This is a genomic window from Streptococcus equinus, assembly GCF_900101445.1.
Taxonomy (GTDB): domain Bacteria; phylum Bacillota; class Bacilli; order Lactobacillales; family Streptococcaceae; genus Streptococcus; species Streptococcus equinus_B.
The window spans coordinates 266,823-288,345 of sequence record NZ_FNKE01000001.1; the positions used below are offsets into that span (position 1 = coordinate 266,823).

Genomic DNA, 21,523 nt, shown 5'->3' on the forward strand with positions numbered 1-21,523 from the left:
GTCAATTTTTAAATCCAAAATAATAATTAAAAAATTCAGAAAATATATTGACATAATGTAGATTGGGTAGTAATATATTATTCAATAGTTCAAAGATTTTAAAACTCTTTAATTAGGAGGAAATATGAAAAGGATAATTGAAGAAGGTGTTAGGGTGGAAGAGTGCGTTTTAGGAAATCGTAACTGGATTCGATTGCATTCTTCAATAAAGAATTGTAGATTTGGCGATAATATTTTTATTGGATTTTATTCAAATATACAAAATACAAGTTTAGGTCAAGGAATACAGATTGCTTCTAACGTAAGTTGTGGTCGGCTTACTAAAGATAGAGTTATTATTGAAGATTTTGTTTGGATTGGGGCACAGGCTATTATTGATCCAGGTGTTGTGATACATAAGGGAGCAGTTGTCGGTGCCAGAACTCATGTTACGCAAGATGTGCCAGAGTTTTCAATTATTAGATTTGATAAAGTAAAGCAAAAAAATATCGTTTATCCAAGGAATATTGATATGGATAAGGCTCCAGAACTCGGTACGATTTTTGATTATTTTTTTGAAAAGCAGAATGAAAAGTGCGGGATACATGAAGGGGTTGACGGAAATTATATTTCTACAAGTCTTTCAAATGAAATGAGTTATTTAGGAAAATCCAATATATTTATTGGAGGTTTTAATGGAGGTGTTGCTATAGGTGATAAGGTAACAATAGGAGATATGAATATTTTTGAAGGAGCAGGAAAAATCTATATTGGTGAAAATTCTGTGATTGGAAATAATAATCATATTTTATCTAATTCACATGATTATAAAAAGTTGAGTTTACCAATGACATTTGCTTCTGTGCGTATTGGAAGGAACGTTGTGATTGGAGACAACGTTCTCGTATTTCCAGGAATTTCTATTTCTGATAACACAGAAATTCCTAGTGGAAGTATTGTGTTACATGATATCTAAGGAGAATAAAAATGAAAAGAGTAGTTTTAGCCCCTAATCCTACTGGCACTGGACATAATGTTAGGATGCTAAATATCGGTAATCAATTACTAAACAGTAACCCCAATTTTGAAATTACCGTTTTATTAGGTTCTAGGCAAGATGTCTTTATTGATTTATTTGAAAAATCAGGGATTAATGTTGTGGATTTATCGCCATCAGGAGTTGTCGATTCATCCAAAAAATCTCATTTAAGTGAAGAACTTAATTGGGAAACAATGATTTCTAATTATTTTGTACCGACTTTTTTTAATGGAGATAAAATTCTTAAGTATATTGGTATATTTTCTAAATATAATACTGATATCGTGATAAGTGATTACAATATTAATGCAACAATTGCAGCAATTATTCTTGGAAAAAAGAATATTTTTGTTACTGAACGTCACAATTTCACTCTAGTCGATATTTCATTGTCTGATTTGAAAAAAGCTGGATTTAATATCAATGATAATGAAATAACAGAAGCAAAAGAGCATTTGGAAAAAGTTTTTAATTGGATTTTAGAAAATATAGATTTATTAATCACTGATAAGGTGATTATCCCAGATTTTTTAGATAAATTGAACGAAGATAATCCAAAGGTTCATTTTGTAGGTTCTATGTATAGACAGCGAGAAGGAAAGACTTTAACAAATTTTGATTATTCTCAGGATTATATTGTTGCAACTTCTACCAATACAACAATGTTAGAGAAGGATTCTTTATTAGCAATTAATACCTATATTTCAGCTTTTGAGAAGTTAAGTAAAAAGTATCCTAATTTGAAATTACTTTTAATTGGAGATGTACCAAATGTAGTGGAAATTGATAATCGTTTAAATGTCGAGGTGTTATCATATGTTCCAAACTGGGAAGAGTTAATCAAACATGCAAAATTGGTTTGGTCACATCCAGGCTGGATTTCTGTAACTGAACTGGCATATTTGAATATTAAATCGGTATTCTATCTACCAAGTTTTATGGAATATCATGAAGTTGAAGCTTTTAATCGTCTACAATTTTTAGGATTACCGACAATTTCTGGTGACGATTTTGAAGGATTGAGTGATATTACCTCAAAAATTTTAGATGGAAATCTAGATACAATCTTTGAAGCTTATCGAATATTGAATCCCGATAAAGATGGATTGAAGAGAGGTGTAGATAAAATTTTATCTATCATTGAAAGTGGGGACTAAAATGGATTTTTACGGCCAATCAATATATCATTTTTTTAATGAAAAATTTGTTGATAATGAGAGAGGAGGAATCTATTCAGCGATTTCTGGAGATGAGATCATTACTGAAGATAAAAAGCTTATTAATACGGCTTTAGCTCTGCTGACTGCAATTGATTATTGCGATGAAGAGGCAGTGGAAAAACATTTTGAAAATTTAAGTTTTTTTATCACTGCTGATAATTATTCTGAGATTTTAGAATCATCTTTAGTCGTGGTTAATGTTGGTCAAGTGAAAACACTTTTGGTAAATTTGATTGTTTGTTACTCGCTTTTCAAGTATGCTATTTTTAAAAATGACTCTACAATTTTAAATCAAGCTAAAAGTGACTTTAATTCTATAATCGAAAGCGCGTTTCAAAATAATTTTGCTTCTGTTGTGAGTTTAGAAGATGAGGTTTTGGACTCAAGGCAAAGAGCTTTAAATATTATTTTGGCAATTTATATCTCAAAAGAGATAAAATGTGACAAGATAGAAGAGTTAAAAGAAAAATTAGTTTCATTTAATTCTGATAATGGAGGAATTTGGAGTTATCTAGATAGTAGTAACAAGCCAATATATGCTGAAGGAAAAATGCTATTAGACAATGCTTTTTTACTCCTAATAACAACGGATAAGAGGGAATTTGAAAAGAGACTGCAATATATTAATCAGCATTATAAACATCACACTGGTGGTTATTGGAATAAAGTTAATAAAAATAATATTGTTGCTGTAGATAGTATTACACCCTATTACACTTGCTCAACATCACCATTTCCATATAAATCAATGTTAGATCATGTTACTTTTTTGTGGGTTTTAAGAAAAGTGTACGAGAATAATTCTGATACTTTTTCTTACTTGTTTCTAGAAGTTAAACGGTTTTATAGTTCATCAAATCCTAGTATTTGTATGGGAGAAGGAAGTTGGTTTTCAACGCCAGTAACACCATCAGTTCCTCTGGCAAGGGTCGTTATGGTACCTCCTCATACTTTAGGTAGTTTTTCTGTAGGAAATACAAATTATTTACCACTTCACGAAAGACAGGCAACTCTTCAACTAATAGCATCATTGGCTTTAAAAGATATAGAAATTGAGAATTCAAGTATTAAGAAGCCGTTGATTCAATATGACACAATGTTAATTGATAAATCACTAGACTATGTATCTACTGGGAAGCTTGAAAACTCCTTTATTAATATTGAAAAATATAAAAAATGGTTAGAGAAAACAAAATCTGGTTTTGGTTATGGGTTAACACCTTATGCGTCACCTTTAGGTTTTAAATCTGATAAAAGTCCTCAAAATTTCTCAGCCATGCATGTTATATCTGATAAAAAGGTTCTTGGTTTACCAATTCAAAATAAAGAAAAGATTTTTTTAAATATGCAATCAGCGCAAAATGTTGATGGTGGTTTTGGTGAGCAGGCTGGAGTGGTGTCGGAATTATTTACAACTTATTGTGTTGTAGCAACTTCATTTATCTTGAAAATCCACGATTTTGATATTGAGAAGTGTATAAACTTTGTTAAAAATTGTCAAAATGCTGACGGTGGTTTTGGAAATGCCCCTGGTTATCCAAGCGATACTTGGCATACTAATTTTGGTGTCCTAATTCTTCATCTTCTTAACGCAAAGGCTGACAATCAGGAGGGATTAATTCAATATTTGTTATCATCACAAAATGATGATGGTGGTTTTGCAGTTTTACCTGGGAAAAAATCAGAAGCTTTTTCTACTTTTCGTGTAATAGATAGTTTATATGTTTTAGGTGTAAAAATTCCTAATAAAGAACGAACAGTGGAATGGTTAAAACTTTTACAGGATAAAAGTGGCGGTTTTCGTATTACACCTAATCAACCGATTAGTTTTGTTGGAACTTATCATGCGATAGCTGCTTTGTATTTGTTAGGTGAACTACCCAAATATACTTTAGAGGCTAAAAAATGGTTTAAAAAACATCAAGCAAAAGATGGTGGATTTTCAAAATTGTTAAATCATCCATCAGACACTACTGACGAGGGATTTATCTCGATTCATGCTTCGTATATGTTAGAAAAGAAAATTAATCCATATTGGATTGCAACAATAACGTAATTTTTATTAAGAAAATTTATTATCAATAGAAAGTGTGATTATAAAAAATGAAAAAATATGCTTCATTATTCTTTTTAACCATGTTTATTATTGGAACAGATACATTTCTGATTTCCCCATTGCTAACGACTTTATCTAGTCTTTACCATATTGATACGTCAATTTCTGGTTGGATGGTTAGTGCTTATGCTATAGGTTATGCCTTATTCGCTTTGGTTTCAGGGCCAATTTCAGATGGAAGGGATCGCAAGAAAGTGATGGTATATGGTTTGCTAGCCTTTACGATTTCAACCTTTTTATGTGGTTTTGCAAATTCATTTGCTTTGATGCTTTTGTTTCGCTTTTTGGCTGGAATCAGTGCTTCTTTTGTGACTCCTCAAGTTTGGGCATCAATTCCAGTGGTGGTTGAGAAAAAGAATATTGTTCAGGTAATGGGATATGCAACGGCAGGTTTATCTGTTTCTCAGATGGCAGGTGTTCCGATTGGTGGTTACCTTGCTGGAATTTCATGGCGTGCCCCATTCTTTACCATTTCAGCAGCTTCCTTGGTTTTATTGCTTCTTATTAATTTTTATATGCCAAAATTGGAAATTGGAAAGGGTCATAGAATCTCCTTTACAAGTGCTTATAAAAATGTTTTGACTAATAAAAAATCGGTATCTTATCTTTTAGCTTATTTTGTCTTTCAGACAGGGTCATTTACAGCGATCACGTTTATTGCGACTTGGTATAATCATAGTTTTGGTTTGTCTTTAGCTAATATTAGCACAGCGATTATTGCTATTGGGGCAGGTAATCTTGCAGGTTCGCTTTTTGGTAGTCATATCGTTAAGCGTTTTGGTTTACAAAAAACATTTAAAACAGAATTGACGACACTTGTTATTCTTTACTTGGTTTTATTACTTGTTCACCATTTTTGGGTAGCAGAGGTGTTATTGACCATTATTTATGTGAACAATGGATTTATTTTCCCATTATTTATGACAACATTGCAAAGTACTGTAGAAAATGCTCGAAGTACGATTTCATCATTATCAAATGCCGTGATGTATTTAGGAGAAACCATTGCGGGTATCGTTGGTGGTGTTTTATTTGAACAATTTGCAGGATTTTCTGGCATTGCTGTTTTTGCAGCAGTAATGATCGCTCTTTCGTTGCTATTGTATTATCAAGCAGGAGCTTTTAAGAAGGTTGATAATTAATGGTTCTTTGTTGTAACAAGGTGGGCAAATGAAAAGAAATTTGAAAAAGGTTCTTAGTGATATTTTATTTCAAAATACTGGATCAACTACTTCAATTTTAGAAGCGATAACGAATAAAACAGTTGAAGTAGAAATAATTCAAGAACGTATTATTTGCGATAGTGACTATTCTACTCAGTATAATTGGGGAGATTCTTTGGTTATGCGAGCTACAACATTAAAAGCTGGAGGTATTGACATCTCAAATAATATTGTTATTTATGATGCTGATAAAGTAAAGCAATTAGATGATTTTTGTGTTCAGAATTGTTCAATACCTATTGGTAAAATTTTAGAAAAAATTGATTACAGGAGAGTAAAAATTTTTTCTGGTTTAAGAAAGCCGGCTTATTTAAGCAAATACTGTGATTTTTTTAATCTAACAACTACAAAGTATCCAGTAAAAGAGTACCAATTTATACATAATGGTGAAGTTTATTTTCATATTATTGAATTATATTTAGAAGATAATTTATTTGATATTTTGAATGGTACGTTAATAATTTAGAGTATACTTCTAAAATAAAAAGACATCTTAGATATATCAGTCTAAGGTGTTTTTTGTACAAACTTGGAAATTTTGTTGAAAATGGTGTGAAAGGCTTGCTTGATTTGCCTCAATGATTTTGAAAAGTAGTATAATGGCTTTAAGGACGTGAAACCGTTTTTAGAAATCGAGGAACAAGTTATGAGTGATAGAACAAATGAAAAAACTGTTCAACTTGACCTTGAAACTTACGCAGCAAAGGACGTTTATCAAGCCGCTGCTACGCAACAATCTGGGCTCAGGCACGAACAAGTCAAGGAACGTCAAAAACAATATGGTCCTAATCGTCTAAAAGAGGCTGAAAAAGAACCAGTAATTGTGACTTTTATCAAGAATTTCACCAGTCTCATGGCGATTTTGCTTTGGGTTGGTGGTGCTGTGGCGATTTTGTCTCACAGTGTTGAACTTGGTCTAGCCATTTGGTTTGTTAATATCGTTAATGGTGTCTTCAGTTTTGTTCAAGAGTATCGTGCTAGCCAAGCAACCGAAGCTTTGAAAAAGATGTTGCCTTCTTACGCGCGTGTCATCCGTGAGGGACAAGAAGAAAAAGTCTTAGCTGAAGAGCTGGTGCCTGGTGACCTTGTCTTAATCGAAGAAGGAGACCGAATTTCCGCAGATGGTCGTGTTATCTTTGCGACGGACTTGCAGGTTAACCAGTCTGCGTTAACGGGTGAATCAAATCCAGTTTATAAAACTAGTGAAGCTGATACAGACCCACAAAAAACAGCTCTTGAATACGACAATATGGTCTTTGCAGGAACGACCGTTTCCTCAGGCTCAGCCAAGATGATTGTCTCAGCAACAGGTATGGCTACCCAATTTGGACAAATTGCTCACCTAACCCAAAATATGGCTGACGACAAAAGTCCGCTTCAAAAAGAATTGGACCACTTGACCAAACAAATTTCAGTCATTGCCATTACGGTTGGTGTTATTTTCTTCATCGCGGCGACTCTCTTTGTCCATGAACCTTTCGCCAAATCCTTTATTTTCGCTCTCGGGATGATTGTCGCTTTTATCCCTGAAGGCTTGCTTCCGACCGTTACCCTTTCTTTGGCAATGGCGGTGCAACGCATGGCAAAATCAAATGCCTTGGTTAAGAAATTATCATCCGTTGAAACCTTGGGAGCAACATCAGTCATCTGTTCGGATAAGACAGGGACATTGACCCAAAATGCCATGACGGTTAATCACCTCTGGCAAGTGTCTGCTCAATATGATGTGACTGGGCTTGGTTACGCTGCTGACGGAGATATCCGCAAAAGCAGTGGTAAGAAAGCTGCGCTTATCGAAAGTCAACCACTTGAACACCTCGTCCGCTTCGCTCACCTTTGTAGCAATGCACAAGTCTTGCCACCGAGTGAGGAAAATACTTCCTACACAGTTCTTGGTGACCCAACCGAAGCTTGTTTGAATGTTTTGGCTGAAAAAGCTGGCTTAACCCTTGAAAAAAACAAGTCTTGGGGACCACGCTTGAAAGAATTACCTTTTGATTCAGTGCGCAAGCGCATGACAACTGTTAACAAAGTAGACAGCTTAGTCGATGGCAGTTCTTTGGTGTCCATCACCAAAGGTGCTCCAAAAGAAATGGTAGAGCTCTGCCATTTTTACAAAGACCAAAACGGTATTCATGAAATGACAGCAGATGTTCAGGCGCGTATCTTAGCTGCCAATGATACTTTTGCTAAGGATGGCTTGCGGGTCTTGGCGCTTGCTTATCGGACTTTGGAAAGTGACCGTTTGACCCAAGAAGAACAATGGACGCAAGAAACTCTGGAACACAATATGGTATTTCTTGGCTTGATTGCCATGAGTGATCCTCCTCGGGAAGGTGTGCGTGAGGCGGTTGAAAAATGTCATCGCGCAAGTATTCGTATTATCATGGTGACGGGTGACTACGGCTTAACAGCGCTCAGTATCGCTAAGAAAATCGGTATTGTCCGAGGTGATAATGCGCGTGTCGTGACTGGCTTAGAATTGGAAAAGATGTCTGATGAAGCCTTAAAAGAAGCGCTCAAGGGCGAAATTGTCTTTGCGCGTGTGGCACCTGAGCAAAAATATCGAGTCGTATCAGCTCTTCAAGAATTAGGTGAAGTCGTTGCTGTTACTGGTGATGGTGTCAATGATGCTCCCGCACTTAAAAAAGCCAATATCGGTGTTGCAATGGGACTCACGGGTACAGATGTCGCTAAGGAATCGGCAGATATGATTTTGACGGATGACCATTTTGCATCCATCGTTAAAGCGGTTGAAGAAGGTCGTGCGGTTTACCATAATATCAAGAAATTCTTGACTTATATCTTTAACTCAAATACTCCAGAAGCTGTACCGTCAGCATTCTTCCTCTTATCAAGAGGATTTGTCCCACTTCCTTTGACTGTTATGCAAATTCTAGCCGTCGATTTGGGAACTGATATGATTCCAGCGCTTGGCTTGGGAGTTGAACCGCCAGAACCAGGTGTCATGCAAGAACCCCCTCGTAAATTAACGGACCGTTTGCTGGATAAGAAATTGCTGATAAAAGCCTTTCTATGGTATGGTTTGATTGAATCAGCTCTTGCTATGGGTGCATTCTTCATCACTTATCTACTTCACAATGGTAATTTAGCGGTGCTTGCAGGTTCAGGTCAATTGTACCAAGAAGCAACAACCATGACCTTGGGTGCTATTATCTTCTGTCAAATCGGTATGGTCATGAACAGCCGAACTTCTGACCAATCCATTCGTAAGTTGCAATTATTTGGCAATCCATTGATTAATATCGGATTAATCGTTGAATTGATTATCTTTGTGATTTTGGTTTACGTGCCTATTTTCCATAATCTTTTCAACACCGCAAGTCTTGGCTTCTGGCACTGGGTTTACTTAGTGATGTGTCCATTTGTCATTGTTGGTCTTGAAGAGTGGCGAAAACGCTTGATGCGAAAATAGAAGTGATTTGGTCTTGTCGTCTGGCTTTTCCTTGACACTCTTTGCAAATCTCTGTAAAATTCAAGAGTTAGGGGAGAATTATGGCAACAATTAATGATTATTTAGACTGTAATGGCAGTCGTACGTTTGACGAATTTGCATTTAACGAAGCTGATAGTTTGTGTTTAAATGAGCTCGGCTATTTTTGCTTTGAAGAGTTGGATGCGTCAATTGATTTTAAAAAGACAGTTAATCTGCATGAGGTCTTATTACCTTATATCACAGGAGAAAAAGCCTTTAGTCATAGTTTTTTAGTGACTGAAGAGCGCGTTAAGCTTTTGCAGAAAGTTGTGGCATCAAAACGTTTTGCCAATTTGAATTTGTCTGATTATGTCAATGACGTTGATGCAGAATACGAAAGACAGTTTTCAGCTATGGTCTTTACTTTACCTGAAATTAATCATCATCAGCTGGTTTTTCGCGGGACAGATGATACCATGATTGGCTGGAAAGAAGATTTTAAACTGACTTATGTTCAAGAAATCCCTGCTCATCGTGCGGCTGTGGCTTATCTTGAAGCTTACCTTGAAAAATATGCTGGAAAGGTGACCGTTAGCGGACATTCAAAAGGTGGAAATTTAGCCCTTTATGCTGTGGCCCATGTTAATGACCTACTTCGTGAGCAAATCGAAAAAGTTTATATGCTTGATGCGCCAGGGTTGCAAAAAAAAGGTCTTGAAAGTGATGGCTATAAGGCAATTCGTGAGCGCGTGACGGTGATTCGACCAGAAGAGTCTATCGTTGGCATTATGCTTTACAACGACATTGAGCCGATTGTGGTTAAGAGCAATGCCTCAGGCATCATGCAGCATGCCCTTACGTCGTGGCAATTTAATGAAGAAACAGGCGAGCTAATCCTAGCTGAGCGTCAAACTGATTTAAGTCAAAATCTTGAGAAGACTTTCAAGCAATGGATGAATGAATTGTCTAGCCAAGAATTAAAAATACTTTTTGACACTCTCTTTGATACCTTGATGTCAAGCGGGATTCATAGCATCAATGACGTCACAATCGACCGAGAATTTGGTGCCAAATTAGCTACCAGCATCGCTTCATTTTATTCTATCGGAACAGAAAAGAAGCTCTTGCTAGCTAAATCGGCCAAATTATTCCTGCAAGCTTTTGTTGGGCACAGTCGTTTGGGAAACTTTAGCAGAGATAAGATAAATCTGCCGCTACCTGATTTCAATAGTCTTTTGTCACGTTTAGATAAGAAGAAATAAGAGTAAAAAACTTGGGTTTTCCCAAGTTTTTTTGTGCGATTTGCTTGACTTGGAGTTAACTCTAAGGTATATACTGTGTTAGAAAGATGAGAGGAGATGAGTTATGAACATCAAAAAAGTCAGTGAGCAAACGGGCGTTTCAGCAGATACTATCCGCTATTATGAGCGTATTGGTTTGTTGCCTCGAGTGCGTCGGAATAAATCTGGTATCAGGGATTTTTCTGAGCAAGACATTGCTGCTCTTGAGTTTATTCGTTGTTTTAGAAGTGCTGGCATGAGCGTGGAGTCTTTGATTGAATACATGAGTTTGGTCGAAGAAGGTGAGGGCACGGAAAAAGCACGAATGAAAATTTTAGAAGAACAACGCGAAAAATTGATTTCCCGTATTGCTGAACTCCAAGCTGCCAAAGAACGACTAGATTATAAAATTGAAAATTATAAAAACATCATTTTGAAAAAAGAAGAAAGTCTTTTTGAAGATGACAAAAATGAGTAAAGGAGAAGTAAATGGAATACAAAACTTTATCAAATGGCGTTAAAATGCCTATTTTAGGATTTGGTGTGTACCAAGTGCCAGACCTTGATGAATGTGAGCGTGTGGTTAGTGATGCGATTTCGGTTGGTTATCGCTCAATTGATACCGCTCAAGCTTATATGAACGAAGAAGCTGTCGGAAATGCTATCCGCAAGTCTGGCATTGCGCGTGAAGAGTTTTTCATCACAACTAAAATTTGGATTAGCAATTATGGCTATGAAAAAGCAAAAGCTTCTCTGGATGCTTCTTTAGCGAAACTTCAAACAGATTACATTGATTTGGTACTTCTTCATCAACCGTTTGGTGATTATTATGGTGCTTATCGTGCCATGGAAGAATATTACAAAGCTGGTAAAATCAAAGCAATCGGTATTAGTAATTTTGCACCTGACCGTGTAGCAGATTTAGCTATTTTTGCTGATATCATTCCAATGGTTAATCAAGTTGAAACGCATGTTTTTAATCAACAATTAAATGCTCGTAAAACAATGGATGAATATGGTGTTCAAATCGAATCTTGGGGACCATTTGCCGAAGGGCGAAATAATTTCTTTACCAATGAAACGCTTGTTACAATTGGACAAAAATATCAAAAATCAGCTGCTCAAGTTGCTCTTCGTTATCTTATTCAACGTGATGTGATTGTCATTCCTAAAACAGTTCATAAAAATCGTATGGCACAAAATTTTGATGTCTTTGACTTTGTTTTATCAGATGAAGATATGGCAGAAATCTTGAAACTCGATATGGGTGAAAGCCAATTTTTCTCGCATGCTGACCCTGAGACGGTTAAAATGATTAGTTCATTTAAGGTTTAAAAGCTGCTTAAAAAGGCATATAGCATTATGGTATAAGTATTTGTTATGAAAAGTGAGAAGCGTACAATGGCAGTATAACTCTTATTTTAGAAAGGAAAAACAATGGCAATTAAACAAACCGCAGGACGCGACCAACTAGGTGATTTTGCACCAGATTTTGCGCATTTTAATGATGATATTTTATTTGGTGAAAATTGGAACAATAATGATATTGACCTTAAAACACGTTGTATCATCACAGTTGTAGCTCTTATGTCATCTGGTATCACCGATAGTTCTCTTGTTTATCATTTACAAAATGCTAAGAACAATGGTGTCAGCAAAGCTGAAATGGCTGCTGTTATCACACACGTAGCTTTCTATGCAGGTTGGCCAAAGGCCTGGGCAGTCTTCAATCTCGCAAAAGAAGTTTGGAACGAAGATTAAGTGAGGGAGAAATCGATGACTGATAAAGAACTTTTTGATAAAGAAAATGTCTTTGGAAAAGGACAAGCAAACGACGCTTACGCACAATATTTTGATGGCAATTCATTTCTCAATCCCTTGGTTGATGCGGATTCGCCACTTCATTTAGCAAATGTAACCTTTGAGCCGGGTTGTAGAAATCATTGGCATATTCACAAGGCTGACAAAGGCGGCGGTCAAATTCTGATTTGTACCGCAGGTCAAGGTTGGTACCAAGAAGAAGGTAAGAAAGCCATTAGTCTTGAACCAGGAAAAGTTATCGTGATTCCAGCCAATACAAAACACTGGCACGGTGCTAAGAAAGATTCATGGTTTAGTCATATTTCGCTAGAAGTCCCAGGTGAAAATACCTCAAATATTTGGCTAGAAGCTGTAAGCGAAGAAGATTATAACAACCTATAAAATCTAATTAACCTTTTATTCATAAAAAAGCCAAACTATCCATCCAATAATAACGTCCAAGAAACAGCTTGGGCGTTTTTTGATACTTCTTATCGTGACAATTTCTTTTGACCATGTTAAACTAGAAATCATGATGCAAATGAAACACACGAGATTGGTGCAGGCTGGTAAATTTTTAAAACTCTTTAAAAAAGATACTCAATACGTCACACCGATTTTTAGAATAGACCAGAAACGAAAAAATTTACAATTTGTCATTGTCTTCAAGCTAGAAGATGATGATTTATATGTCCTTAATCGCTCTGAAAAAGGCTATAGCAAGGATTTAAAACGTATCAAGGTGTTTACAACAAAGTCGCTTTATAAGGCAATGATGTCTGTCCCGATTAAGGCGCGTGAGACGATTCAGATTTTGCAGGTGCCAAGCGATAAAAAGTTGCTGAAGGATTACGTGACGTATTACGATAAGGCAAGCATTGATTGGTTGACCTTTGGCAAGAAAGCTAATCTAGAGGATGTTTATAATCCCTTTCGTGATGCACATTCGGCGCTTTTTTACTCAGATGATTCTGACAATGCCATCTCTTACGATGATTATCAGGGGATTCAGGACTTTCATCCTTTTTCTCTTTTAGATAATCAAGCTGTTGCTACCCCATGTTCTTATCAAGACCCGATAAGAAAGAAAAAAGTTGCTCTTCAATTGATGGGTTGGTATTATCACGGACAGCAGCTCAAAATCAGCTGGAAACCAGACAATCAGGCAAAGGCGCGTTGGCGTTCCTCAGTTGTTGCCATTGACCGAAAGACTGGACGTTATTTCTTCCAAGGAAATATCTACCGCGAAAAAGGCACTGACCCTGTTTTTCTTGAAAATCTTACTTTTGATAGTCATTTTGAAAATAGCAGAGCAGCAAAAGCAGAATATGAAAGATTTGTTCAAGAGATAAAGGAACAAGAGCGCGTGGCTTTACTGAAGCTGCGCTGACAATTAAAGAGGATTTTGAGTCCTCTTTTTATTTGTGCTATAATATTTTCTGACTGAAAACAATGTTAGAAAGTATGAAAATGACAGATATTGATATTGAACGCTATCACGAATTAGCGCAACAAAAACAAAAAGAACACCGTAAATTTTTGGCAACCCTTAAGAAAAAAGCACCTAAAAACCTTGATAAAATCACTCAAGAAATTCACACTGAAGTTTTCAATGAGATTGATTGCACCAAATGTGCTAATTGCTGTAAGAGCTTGGGACCGCTTTTTACCGAGGCTGACATCACGCGAATCTCAAAAGTCTTTCGCATGAAACTTGGCGTTTTTGAAGACATGTATTTGCGCGTGGATGAAGACGGCGATAAGGTTTTCCAATCAATGCCTTGTCCATTTTTAGGCGATGACAACCTTTGTACCATTTACGACGTTCGTCCAAAAGCCTGCCGTGAATTTCCTCACACAGACCGCAAAAAAATCTACCAAATCAATAACCTAACCATCAAAAATACCCTTTTCTGCCCCGCAGCCTATCTCTTTGTCGAAAAACTCAAAGAACGATTGGAAGGGAAATAAAGATTTAGAAAGCATCTCATTTTGAGGTGCTTTTTTCTCTATCCCTTGCTGCGTCTGCGTTTTCATGAAAGCGGTAAAATTTGCAATCAAATTAATGTACTTTACCTGAAAATCATAGTAAGCTTACAGTATTCGAAATAGAGGAGGGCATTTATGTTTTTAGCCTGGAATGAAATGAAACACTCGAAGTTGCGCTATGGCTTAGTGATTGGAGTGATTTTCTTGATTGCTTACTTAGTCTTTTTCCTGACGGGATTAGCTAATGGCTTAGCCCAGACCAATCGCTCGGCGGTTGATTCTTGGAAAGCAGACCATATAATCTTAAGCGAACAAGCTAATAAAAATCTACGTTTGTCACGTTTTTCTACAGCCTTAGCAGATGAAGTCAAGGCAGACCAAAGCGCTGAATTGACACAAGCTTCAGCAAGCATGAAAGTTAAAGATAAGTCGAAGGTGAACGTCAATTTATTTGCTATCAAGTCAGATGAATTCTTACGCCCAAAGCTTAGTGATGGAAAGCTCTTCTCAAAAACTGGTCAAGTTGTCGCAGATAGTAGCTTGAAAAAAGCTTATCAGCTAGAGATCGGTGATGAGATTACTCTTGGAGATAGTGATAAAAAGTTGACCATCACTGGGTTTACGGACAATGCTAGCTTTAATGTGCAACCTGTTTTGTATCTGAGCAAGGACACGCTGACAAGTTTTCTTGGTGATAATAGTCAAGCTGCTACCATCAGTGCCCTTGTGGTTCGTGGCAAGGTTAATCAAGTTCCAAAAGGGCTTGAAAGCATGACCACAGCAAGCTTTATCGAAAATCTCCCAGGTTATAAAGCGCAAAACCTGACCTTTTCTTTCATGATTGGCTTTTTAATCGTTATTGCAGCTATCGTGATTGGGATTTTTATTTACATTTTGACCCTTCAGAAGAAAGAAATATTTGGCGTTTTAAAAGCTCAAGGCATTTCTAACGGCTATCTGTCACGGATGGTTTTCGCACAGACCTTCATTCTGGCACTCTTGGCAGTTGGGTTAGGGCTTTTGATGACAATGTCTAGCGCTTTAGTGTTGCCAACTAGTGTGCCTTTCCAGATTAATCCCCTTTTCTTTGCAGGCATCAGCGTGCTGATGGTTCTTATCGCTGTATTTGGTGCCCTTTTCTCGGTGGTAAGTATTGTCAAAGTTGACCCCTTAAAAGCAATTGGTTAGGAGACCTTTATGACAGCAATTGAATTAATCAACATTAAAAAATATTTCAAAGATGGTCCAGAGCAAATTGAAGCTCTGAAAGAGACAAATTTGACGATTAACAAAGGTGAATTTGTCGCAGTTATTGGACCGTCTGGTTCCGGAAAAAGTACTTTTTTGACCATTATCGGTGGACTGCAATCACCGTCACAAGGTGAAGTGAGATTAAACGGCCAAGCTTTTAGCCAGAAAAAAGAAAAAGCGCGTGCTAAGATGCGTTTTGACCAAATTGGCTTTATCTTGCAAGCTTCCAACCTAGTGCCATTTTTAAAAATCAAAGATCAGCTGCGCTTGGTTGACAAGGTCGATAAGAAAAAGCAGCGCGAATCGATTGACAGCCTTTTTGACCAGCTGGGTATTGCCAATATCGCAAACAAATACCCCGAGGAAATTTCTGGCGGGCAAAGGCAACGAGTGGCCATTGCCAGAGCCTTGTACAATGACCCAACGATTATCTTGGCTGACGAACCAACAGCGAGTTTAGACACCGAAAAAGCCATGGAAGTTGTCAAAATCTTAGCCGACGAAGCCAAAGAAAAGAATAAAGCAGTCTTAATGGTAACGCATGACAGACGTTTGGTTGCTTATTGTGATCGACTGTTGGTCATGGAAGACGGCGTTTTGCGAGAAGAAGAGATTGCTGCTTATCAGCAGTAATGTGTCTTGAGATGCGATGTGTGATATAATGAAGTCAAATCTTACCGATTTAAAAAAGGGTCGTTAGTAAAGGAGACGTCATGATTACTTTTTTCTTACAAATGCGTCGGACATTGCGTGTCTTGTGGTCACTTTTTAAGGATGATGAAACCAGAGGAATTGCTGGCGTCACTGCCGTTTTATTGCTTAGTGGGACACTTTTTTATGCACACGTAGAACATTTTACTTATTTGGATGCCCTTTACTTTTCCTTTACAACCTTAACAACGATTGGTTATGGTGATATTTACCCAGTGACGGCAGTCGGCAAAATCTTCACCATGGCATACTCTGTCATTGGCCTTGGAATCATGGCAAGTTTTTTGGCTGTTGTGGTTAAGAAATTGGGTCAATTGGATAGAAGAAAGTGAGAGAAGATCTGTGATTTATCGTGATTTATTGTTTGATTTGGACCATACTTTGCTTGATTTTAACGCGGCAGAAGATGTTGCTTTGACAGAGCTTTTGACAGAAGCGCGTGTGGGTGATGTTGAGACTTATAAAGAAGTTTATATTCCCATGAATCGTAAACTTTGGAATGATTTAAGCTTGAAAAAAATTACCAAAAAAGAATTGGTTGACACCCGTTTTTCTCGTTTATTTGCCCATTTTGGTCATGAGGTTGATGGCCATGCCTTTGCTATGCGCTATCAAGATTTTCTTAGTCAACAAGGTCAGATTCTTCCAGGTGCAGATAAGCTTTTAGACCAGCTAAATCAAGAAGGTTACCGCATTTTTGGTGCAACAAATGGCATTACCAAGATTCAAACTGGTCGTATGGCCAATTCAGGAATTAAAGATTATTTTGAACACGTCTTTATCTCTGATGAAGTTGGTTTTCAAAAGCCAGATAAAGGTTTTTATGATGCGATTTCTGGAGCCATTTCACGATTTAATCATGACAAAGCTTTGATGATTGGTGATAATTTGCTGGCGGATATCCAAGGGGGTAATAATGCTGGTATCGATACCGTCTGGTACAACCCAGATAAAAAAGTTAACCACACCGCAGCTAACCCAACCTACACCGTCCACACCTACCAAGAATTGCTAAAATTATTACGATAAAAACAAAAAGCTAGAAGTTAAAACTTCTAGCTTTTTATGAATTTTTGAACTATAAAATTGATTTATGATTAGATATAAAAATAATAGATTTTTCAAAAAGTTTTTATAGGTCTATAATAGCATCATCAATTAAATATACACACAGCGATAAAAAGATGAGTAAAACAAAAGGAATTGATAGAGAGCTGCTGTTTGGTGGAAAGTAGTAATGACTTTTGGTTGAAGATGGTCTTGTAGCTAGATGAATCAAGCTAAGGTGAAATTCATCCGGGAACTCCCGTTATAGAGGTTGAGTATTTTTTAGTAATTGAATATATAAGTCAAGGCTAAAAAGTACTTAAAGAGTGGAACAATCTAGTATTGTTCAATTAAGGTGGTACCGCGGAAAAGAGCACTTTCGTCCTTATCTTGCTATTGAAGTAAGAGTGTGGCGAAGGTGCTTTTTTTAAAATTACCACAAGGAGAAGTTTTATGTTTTTCGATTATCATTATTTGTTTCATTTATTTCCGCAAATCATAAAGGCATTTCCAATAACATTCTTTATTGTTAGTATTTCAACTATTATTGGATTAATTTTAGGATTGTTTTTAGCTGTCATAAGATTGGAAAAAATTCCTATATTGAATCAATTAGCGATTGTTTATACTTCCTTTATTCAAGGGACACCTGTTATTGTGCAATTATTTGTTGTTTATTACGGTGTACCATATATTTTTTCAAAAATAGGAGTTGATACTTCAGAAATTAGCAAATTGACCTTTATGTATATTGCATACGGATTAAATACAACCGCTTATACAGGAGAGGTGATTAGAGCTAGTATTGCTAATGTACCGAGAGATCAATTTGATGCAGCCTATGCTTTAGGGATGACAAAGTATCAAACTTATCGTCGTTATATTATTCCTCAGGCAACTGCTGAAATTCTTCCTAATATTGAATTATCAGTGATATCGCTATTACAGAATTCATCACTGGCAACCTATTTAGGGATTTACGATATTATGGGGAAAGCGCAGTTAGTGGGTGCAAATACTACTCATCAAATTGAAGCTAATATCGATGCTGCAGTTATTTTTATTATTCTAAGTATTTTGATTCATTTAAGTTTTAAAACGTTATTTGAGCAAAAATCTGAAGTAACAGTTAATGATGAACTAGTCAGTGAAAGTACAGCAGTATTTACTTTATCAAGCAAGAATATGATTAAAAAAGGAGAATTAAAATATGAGTAAAAAGAAAAATCAGTGGAATTTGAAAAAAACTTTAGCTAGTTTGGCAGTTTTAGCTTTTGTTGGTGGAGCTCTTTATTATGGATTATCTGGAACGGAAGCTAAAAGCGATGATAGTGGAAATAATCCAGATGCTAAAACAGTAATTGTTGGTACAGGGGCTAATTTTAGACCATTTGTCTATCAGGATGGTGATGGCAAAGATACAGGATATGAAATTGCCTTAATTCAAGCAATTGATAAGAAGTTACCTGAGTATAAATTTAAAGTCGATCATTACGAATTTTCAAACCTTTTCCCTGCGTTAAAGAATAAAAAAATAGATATTATTGCCAATCAAATTGAATCAAATGACGAACGTCGTTCTGAATATGATTTCAGTGAGACTGGCTATACAAATTATGACCTTCATATCCAATCATTGACAGGGGGCTATGAATCACTTGATGATTTGAAAGGTAAAAAAGTTTATGCTATTGCAGGTGGTAATGCACCGGCATTGCTAGAAGCTTATCTTGAGGAACATCCTGGAGCTTTTGAGATTGTTTATGGTAGTTGGTCAGACCAAGTCCTTTTACAGAATTTTAAAAATGGAACGGTAGATGCAACTCTTGCTACAAAATATACTGTTAATTTTACAAATAAGCAATTGGGTTCAGACTATAAAGTATCTAAGACTGCCATTAATGAGTCTTCTACTTATTATCTTTTCCGTAAAAACGATAAGGAAGAAGCGAAACTTAATAAGGCTGTCAGCCGAGTTTTAAAAGAATTTAAGGAAGATGGTACCTTGAAGAATCTTTCTGAAGAGTATCTGGGTGGTGATTATACAAAATAGAGAGGGTGTGGATTTAATGGATTATCAATTTATATGGGAATGCATCAAAGTTGCTTTAAAATACACACCGATAACACTTTATTTAAGTTTAATGGCGTTTGTTTTCGGAGTAGTTTTTGGTTTACCGATTGCCCTAATTCGATTTTATAAGATTCCAATATGGTCACAAGTCTTTGAATGGCTAGTTAATTTGTCCAATAGCATACCGCTTTTGCTAACCTTAACAATTGTTTATTTGTTAACAATTCCAGCAGTTCCTGCTTTTGGACATCTTTTTGCTCAAGATTGGAGCTTTAGTAATTTTCCAAGAGAATGGATTGCGATTTTTGTTTTAGGTTTATTTGCGATTAACTATGTGTCAGAAGCGATTCGAGCAAGTTTGCAATCTGTTCCTGTAAGTCAATGGGAGGCAGCGGCTTCTATTGGTCTCAATCAAAGGCAGACTCTGTTTAGGATTGTTTTGCCACAAGTATTTATGGCGAGTATTCCAGTTTTCGGAAATATTATCACAAACTTGATTAAAGGGTCAGCGTTGGTTTCAGCTGTTTCTGTAGTCGATTTGCTGAATGCCGTTTTAATTGCTAGTCAAATTAATTATAAATATCTAGAAGCTTATATAGCGGCGGCTATTGTTTATTGGGGTATATGCCTTTTGGTAACATTTATTTTTAATCAAGTTTCCAGATTATCATTTTACGGAGGAGTTTTACATGAATAGAATGTATTTATCTCAATGCTTATGGTCAGGAAAATGCTCAGGCTAGAAGTAATATGTTGTTTTTAAGATTAGAGAATTAGTTCATCTCTCAGAAGGTTTGGGGTGAATAAACTAACTTTTGCTTTTGATTTAAAAAGAATTGTTATATTCTTTGGCACTAATTTAAGGTACCGTAAGGGAAAATAAGGATAAGACCATTGTCATTGTGACAAATGAAATACAATTCGCTTACGATATCTTAGATTATGTGGTATTTATGAAAAAAATTGATGTATTCAAATACTTTGGAATATATTCGATATGATGTTAGAAAGAGGAATCAATTATGACTGAAACACAGACTTTAATTAAACCAACCATTACAACTGAACAACTTTTACAAACGGTAGAAGGAGCTTATCAGTATATTCAATCTAAACGAGTTCAAACAGAACATGGTATTCGCTATTCTCTAGAAGGATCTGCAAATTCGAATCCGTATTTTGATGAGATTTCTCTGTATTCTGGGGCTTCAGGTATTATTCATTTTCTTCTTCATTTTTATGAAGTAACGGGAGATGAACAATATTTGCAAGATGCAGAAGATGCTTTCCCTTATATCAACTATAGATGGAAAGAAGCGCGTGAGTTGAGTTTGGCTTTCTCACCATGGGCGTTTACAACTGGCTATTCTGGTGTAGCTTTTGCTGTAGCTGAGCTGTATAAATTTACTCAAAAAGAAATCTATAAAAACTTTATTGAGGAAGTTGTTGAAAGCATTATAGAAGATGTTAAAGAGTCTGAAGATGGTGTTGGAGGTTTTTGGACAGGTTCATTTGGTATTTTAGCTGACTCAGGTATCTTATTAGAGTTATTGGCATTAGCACAGCAATTTAACCGAGAAGATTGGCGAGAGTTTACGGTGAATGTTGGTCGAGTTCTTTTGAATAAAGGGATAGATTATGAAGGAGGAGGACGTTATTTTGAAGGATCATCCTTTGGCGGTAAAATCATCCCAGGATTTCCAATTGGTGCAGCTGGTGTAGCTTATACTTTATTGAAACTCTATCAAGCTAGCTCAGATAAGGCATTTTTAGATGCTACAAATGGAGTTAAGGATTTTTACCATGCGATTTATCATCATCAAGGTGATGTCATTACTGTTCCACATGATTTACCAAGTAAAGATCCAGTTTATTATCTTGGGTATTGTGGTGGTAATGCAGGACTTATTCGTTATTTGTATGAGGATTATAAAATAAGTGGTGATGAAGATGATGTGCTTGAAATTGAGCAGCTAGTTCAGTCTATTGTTGAATTAGGAGCACCCGAAGTTCATTCAGAAGGTTATTGGCATACGGTCGCTTATTGTTGCGGAAGTGCTGGTCTACTTAATGCTTTCCTAAGTGTTTGGCAAGTGACTAGAAGTGATAAATATCTCGATTATGCTGTTCGTACAGCTATCGAATTATTAAAGGACGGTGATTATGATGAAACAGAAGAAAAAATCAAATGGGAAGAAGCTTATACGAGATTGGAACCAGACAATATTTCCGCTCCAATCGGGTTTTACGAGGGAGCAGCTGGGGTGGCTTCAGTCTTACTTCAACTTTATTCTGTATTAATAGGAGATTTTAAGGTATCACGTATCGTTGATGATCCTTTTCCTTCGACTTACTGAT

General features: G+C 36.3%; 21 protein-coding genes and 1 other annotated feature. All 21 genes read left to right on the forward strand.

The genetic code is table 11. The features are described 5' to 3' along the window. Window positions 1–124: 124 nt before the first annotated feature. The 21 genes from BLR83_RS10095 to BLR83_RS01410 all read left to right on the forward strand — a co-directional run bounded on the left by BLR83_RS10095 (window position 125) and on the right by BLR83_RS01410 (window position 21,522). Window positions 125–955, forward strand: a complete 831-nt coding sequence (locus BLR83_RS10095; protein ID WP_074559766.1) for an acyltransferase — start codon at window positions 125–127, stop codon at window positions 953–955. A gap of 11 nt (window positions 956–966) precedes the next feature. Then, window positions 967–2,175, forward strand: a complete 1,209-nt coding sequence (locus BLR83_RS01315) for a glycosyltransferase family protein (RefSeq protein ID WP_074559768.1) — start codon at window positions 967–969, stop codon at window positions 2,173–2,175. A 1-nt stretch (window position 2,176) separates the two neighbouring features. Next, the gene (locus tag BLR83_RS01320) at window positions 2,177–4,294 is read left to right on the forward strand and encodes a prenyltransferase/squalene oxidase repeat-containing protein (RefSeq protein WP_074559770.1); all 2,118 of its coding nucleotides are present in this window, start codon (window positions 2,177–2,179) and stop codon (window positions 4,292–4,294) included. Window positions 4,295–4,341: 47 nt separating this feature from the next. Next, the gene (locus BLR83_RS01325) at window positions 4,342–5,496 is read left to right on the forward strand and encodes an MFS transporter (protein ID WP_074559772.1); all 1,155 of its coding nucleotides are present in this window, start codon (window positions 4,342–4,344) and stop codon (window positions 5,494–5,496) included. A gap of 28 nt (window positions 5,497–5,524) precedes the next feature. Next, window positions 5,525–6,043, forward strand: coding sequence for a chorismate pyruvate-lyase family protein (locus BLR83_RS01330; RefSeq protein ID WP_039697100.1), 519 nt, complete (start codon window positions 5,525–5,527; stop codon window positions 6,041–6,043). 180 nt (window positions 6,044–6,223) lie between these two features. Further along, window positions 6,224–9,013, forward strand: a complete 2,790-nt coding sequence (locus tag BLR83_RS01335) for a cation-translocating P-type ATPase (protein WP_074559774.1) — start codon at window positions 6,224–6,226, stop codon at window positions 9,011–9,013. Between the two features lie 80 nt (window positions 9,014–9,093). Continuing rightward, window positions 9,094–10,275, forward strand: coding sequence for an Mbeg1-like protein (locus BLR83_RS01340; RefSeq protein ID WP_074559776.1), 1,182 nt, complete (start codon window positions 9,094–9,096; stop codon window positions 10,273–10,275). 103 nt (window positions 10,276–10,378) lie between these two features. Beyond that, window positions 10,379–10,771 carry a stress response transcriptional regulator NmlR gene (gene nmlR / locus BLR83_RS01345; protein WP_074559778.1) on the forward strand — a complete coding sequence of 131 codons (393 nt, stop codon included), beginning with the start codon at window positions 10,379–10,381 and terminating at the stop codon, window positions 10,769–10,771. An 11-nt stretch (window positions 10,772–10,782) separates the two neighbouring features. Beyond that, window positions 10,783–11,628 (forward strand): aldo/keto reductase, encoded by an 846-nt coding sequence (locus tag BLR83_RS01350; protein WP_074559780.1) that lies wholly within the window; start codon window positions 10,783–10,785, stop codon window positions 11,626–11,628. A 102-nt stretch (window positions 11,629–11,730) separates the two neighbouring features. Further along, window positions 11,731–12,054: a carboxymuconolactone decarboxylase family protein gene (locus BLR83_RS01355; protein WP_074559781.1), complete on the forward strand. Its 324-nt coding sequence runs from the start codon at window positions 11,731–11,733 to the stop codon at window positions 12,052–12,054. Between the two features lie 15 nt (window positions 12,055–12,069). Further along, window positions 12,070–12,495, forward strand: a complete 426-nt coding sequence (locus tag BLR83_RS01360) for a cupin domain-containing protein (protein ID WP_074559783.1) — start codon at window positions 12,070–12,072, stop codon at window positions 12,493–12,495. A gap of 130 nt (window positions 12,496–12,625) precedes the next feature. Then, complete coding sequence (locus BLR83_RS01365; protein WP_074561080.1) at window positions 12,626–13,483, forward strand: hypothetical protein; 858 nt, start codon at window positions 12,626–12,628, stop codon at window positions 13,481–13,483. Between the two features lie 80 nt (window positions 13,484–13,563). Beyond that, the gene (locus tag BLR83_RS01370; protein WP_021142109.1) at window positions 13,564–14,064 is read left to right on the forward strand and encodes a YkgJ family cysteine cluster protein; all 501 of its coding nucleotides are present in this window, start codon (window positions 13,564–13,566) and stop codon (window positions 14,062–14,064) included. Window positions 14,065–14,217: 153 nt separating this feature from the next. Continuing rightward, window positions 14,218–15,270: an ABC transporter permease gene (locus BLR83_RS01375; RefSeq protein ID WP_074559785.1), complete on the forward strand. Its 1,053-nt coding sequence runs from the start codon at window positions 14,218–14,220 to the stop codon at window positions 15,268–15,270. A 9-nt stretch (window positions 15,271–15,279) separates the two neighbouring features. Further along, window positions 15,280–15,966, forward strand: coding sequence for an ABC transporter ATP-binding protein (locus BLR83_RS01380; RefSeq protein ID WP_074559787.1), 687 nt, complete (start codon window positions 15,280–15,282; stop codon window positions 15,964–15,966). An 80-nt stretch (window positions 15,967–16,046) separates the two neighbouring features. Continuing rightward, window positions 16,047–16,376: a potassium channel family protein gene (locus BLR83_RS01385; RefSeq protein WP_074559788.1), complete on the forward strand. Its 330-nt coding sequence runs from the start codon at window positions 16,047–16,049 to the stop codon at window positions 16,374–16,376. 10 nt (window positions 16,377–16,386) lie between these two features. Beyond that, on the forward strand, window positions 16,387–17,073 hold the full coding sequence (locus tag BLR83_RS01390; protein ID WP_074559790.1) for a pyrimidine 5'-nucleotidase PynA: 687 nt from the start codon (window positions 16,387–16,389) through the stop codon (window positions 17,071–17,073). Between the two features lie 138 nt (window positions 17,074–17,211). Further along, window positions 17,212–17,481 (forward strand) — a binding site (T-box leader). A 63-nt stretch (window positions 17,482–17,544) separates the two neighbouring features. Further along, entirely contained in the window at window positions 17,545–18,309 is a 765-nt protein-coding gene (locus BLR83_RS01395) for an amino acid ABC transporter permease (RefSeq protein ID WP_074559792.1), read from the forward strand. Next, the gene (locus BLR83_RS01400; protein WP_074559794.1) at window positions 18,302–19,144 is read left to right on the forward strand and encodes a transporter substrate-binding domain-containing protein; all 843 of its coding nucleotides are present in this window, start codon (window positions 18,302–18,304) and stop codon (window positions 19,142–19,144) included. The genes BLR83_RS01395 and BLR83_RS01400 overlap by 8 nt, the downstream gene beginning before the upstream one ends. Window positions 19,145–19,160: 16 nt before the next feature. After that, window positions 19,161–19,862 (forward strand): amino acid ABC transporter permease, encoded by a 702-nt coding sequence (locus tag BLR83_RS01405; protein WP_074561081.1) that lies wholly within the window; start codon window positions 19,161–19,163, stop codon window positions 19,860–19,862. A gap of 325 nt (window positions 19,863–20,187) precedes the next feature. Then, on the forward strand, window positions 20,188–21,522 hold the full coding sequence (locus BLR83_RS01410; protein ID WP_074559796.1) for a lanthionine synthetase LanC family protein: 1,335 nt from the start codon (window positions 20,188–20,190) through the stop codon (window positions 21,520–21,522). The last annotated feature ends 1 nt before the right edge of the window (window position 21,523 follow it).

Bases quoted from the DNA above. Each gene is read 5' to 3' on its own strand.
- BLR83_RS10095 (WP_074559766.1), top strand. From the start codon at position 125: ATGAAAAGGATAATTGAAGAAGGTGTTAGGGTGGAAGAGTGCGTTTTA.
- BLR83_RS01315 (WP_074559768.1), top strand. From the start codon at position 967: ATGAAAAGAGTAGTTTTAGCCCCTAATCCTACTGGCACTGGACATAAT.
- BLR83_RS01320 (WP_074559770.1), top strand. From the start codon at position 2,177: ATGGATTTTTACGGCCAATCAATATATCATTTTTTTAATGAAAAATTT.
- BLR83_RS01325 (WP_074559772.1), top strand. From the start codon at position 4,342: ATGAAAAAATATGCTTCATTATTCTTTTTAACCATGTTTATTATTGGA.
- BLR83_RS01330 (WP_039697100.1), top strand. From the start codon at position 5,525: ATGAAAAGAAATTTGAAAAAGGTTCTTAGTGATATTTTATTTCAAAAT.
- BLR83_RS01335 (WP_074559774.1), top strand. From the start codon at position 6,224: ATGAGTGATAGAACAAATGAAAAAACTGTTCAACTTGACCTTGAAACT.
- BLR83_RS01340 (WP_074559776.1), top strand. From the start codon at position 9,094: ATGGCAACAATTAATGATTATTTAGACTGTAATGGCAGTCGTACGTTT.
- nmlR (WP_074559778.1), top strand. From the start codon at position 10,379: ATGAACATCAAAAAAGTCAGTGAGCAAACGGGCGTTTCAGCAGATACT.
- BLR83_RS01350 (WP_074559780.1), top strand. From the start codon at position 10,783: ATGGAATACAAAACTTTATCAAATGGCGTTAAAATGCCTATTTTAGGA.
- BLR83_RS01355 (WP_074559781.1), top strand. From the start codon at position 11,731: ATGGCAATTAAACAAACCGCAGGACGCGACCAACTAGGTGATTTTGCA.
- BLR83_RS01360 (WP_074559783.1), top strand. From the start codon at position 12,070: ATGACTGATAAAGAACTTTTTGATAAAGAAAATGTCTTTGGAAAAGGA.
- BLR83_RS01365 (WP_074561080.1), top strand. From the start codon at position 12,626: ATGATGCAAATGAAACACACGAGATTGGTGCAGGCTGGTAAATTTTTA.
- BLR83_RS01370 (WP_021142109.1), top strand. From the start codon at position 13,564: ATGACAGATATTGATATTGAACGCTATCACGAATTAGCGCAACAAAAA.
- BLR83_RS01375 (WP_074559785.1), top strand. From the start codon at position 14,218: ATGTTTTTAGCCTGGAATGAAATGAAACACTCGAAGTTGCGCTATGGC.
- BLR83_RS01380 (WP_074559787.1), top strand. From the start codon at position 15,280: ATGACAGCAATTGAATTAATCAACATTAAAAAATATTTCAAAGATGGT.
- BLR83_RS01385 (WP_074559788.1), top strand. From the start codon at position 16,047: ATGATTACTTTTTTCTTACAAATGCGTCGGACATTGCGTGTCTTGTGG.
- BLR83_RS01395 (WP_074559792.1), top strand. From the start codon at position 17,545: ATGTTTTTCGATTATCATTATTTGTTTCATTTATTTCCGCAAATCATA.
- BLR83_RS01400 (WP_074559794.1), top strand. From the start codon at position 18,302: ATGAGTAAAAAGAAAAATCAGTGGAATTTGAAAAAAACTTTAGCTAGT.
- BLR83_RS01405 (WP_074561081.1), top strand. From the start codon at position 19,161: ATGGATTATCAATTTATATGGGAATGCATCAAAGTTGCTTTAAAATAC.
- BLR83_RS01410 (WP_074559796.1), top strand. From the start codon at position 20,188: ATGACTGAAACACAGACTTTAATTAAACCAACCATTACAACTGAACAA.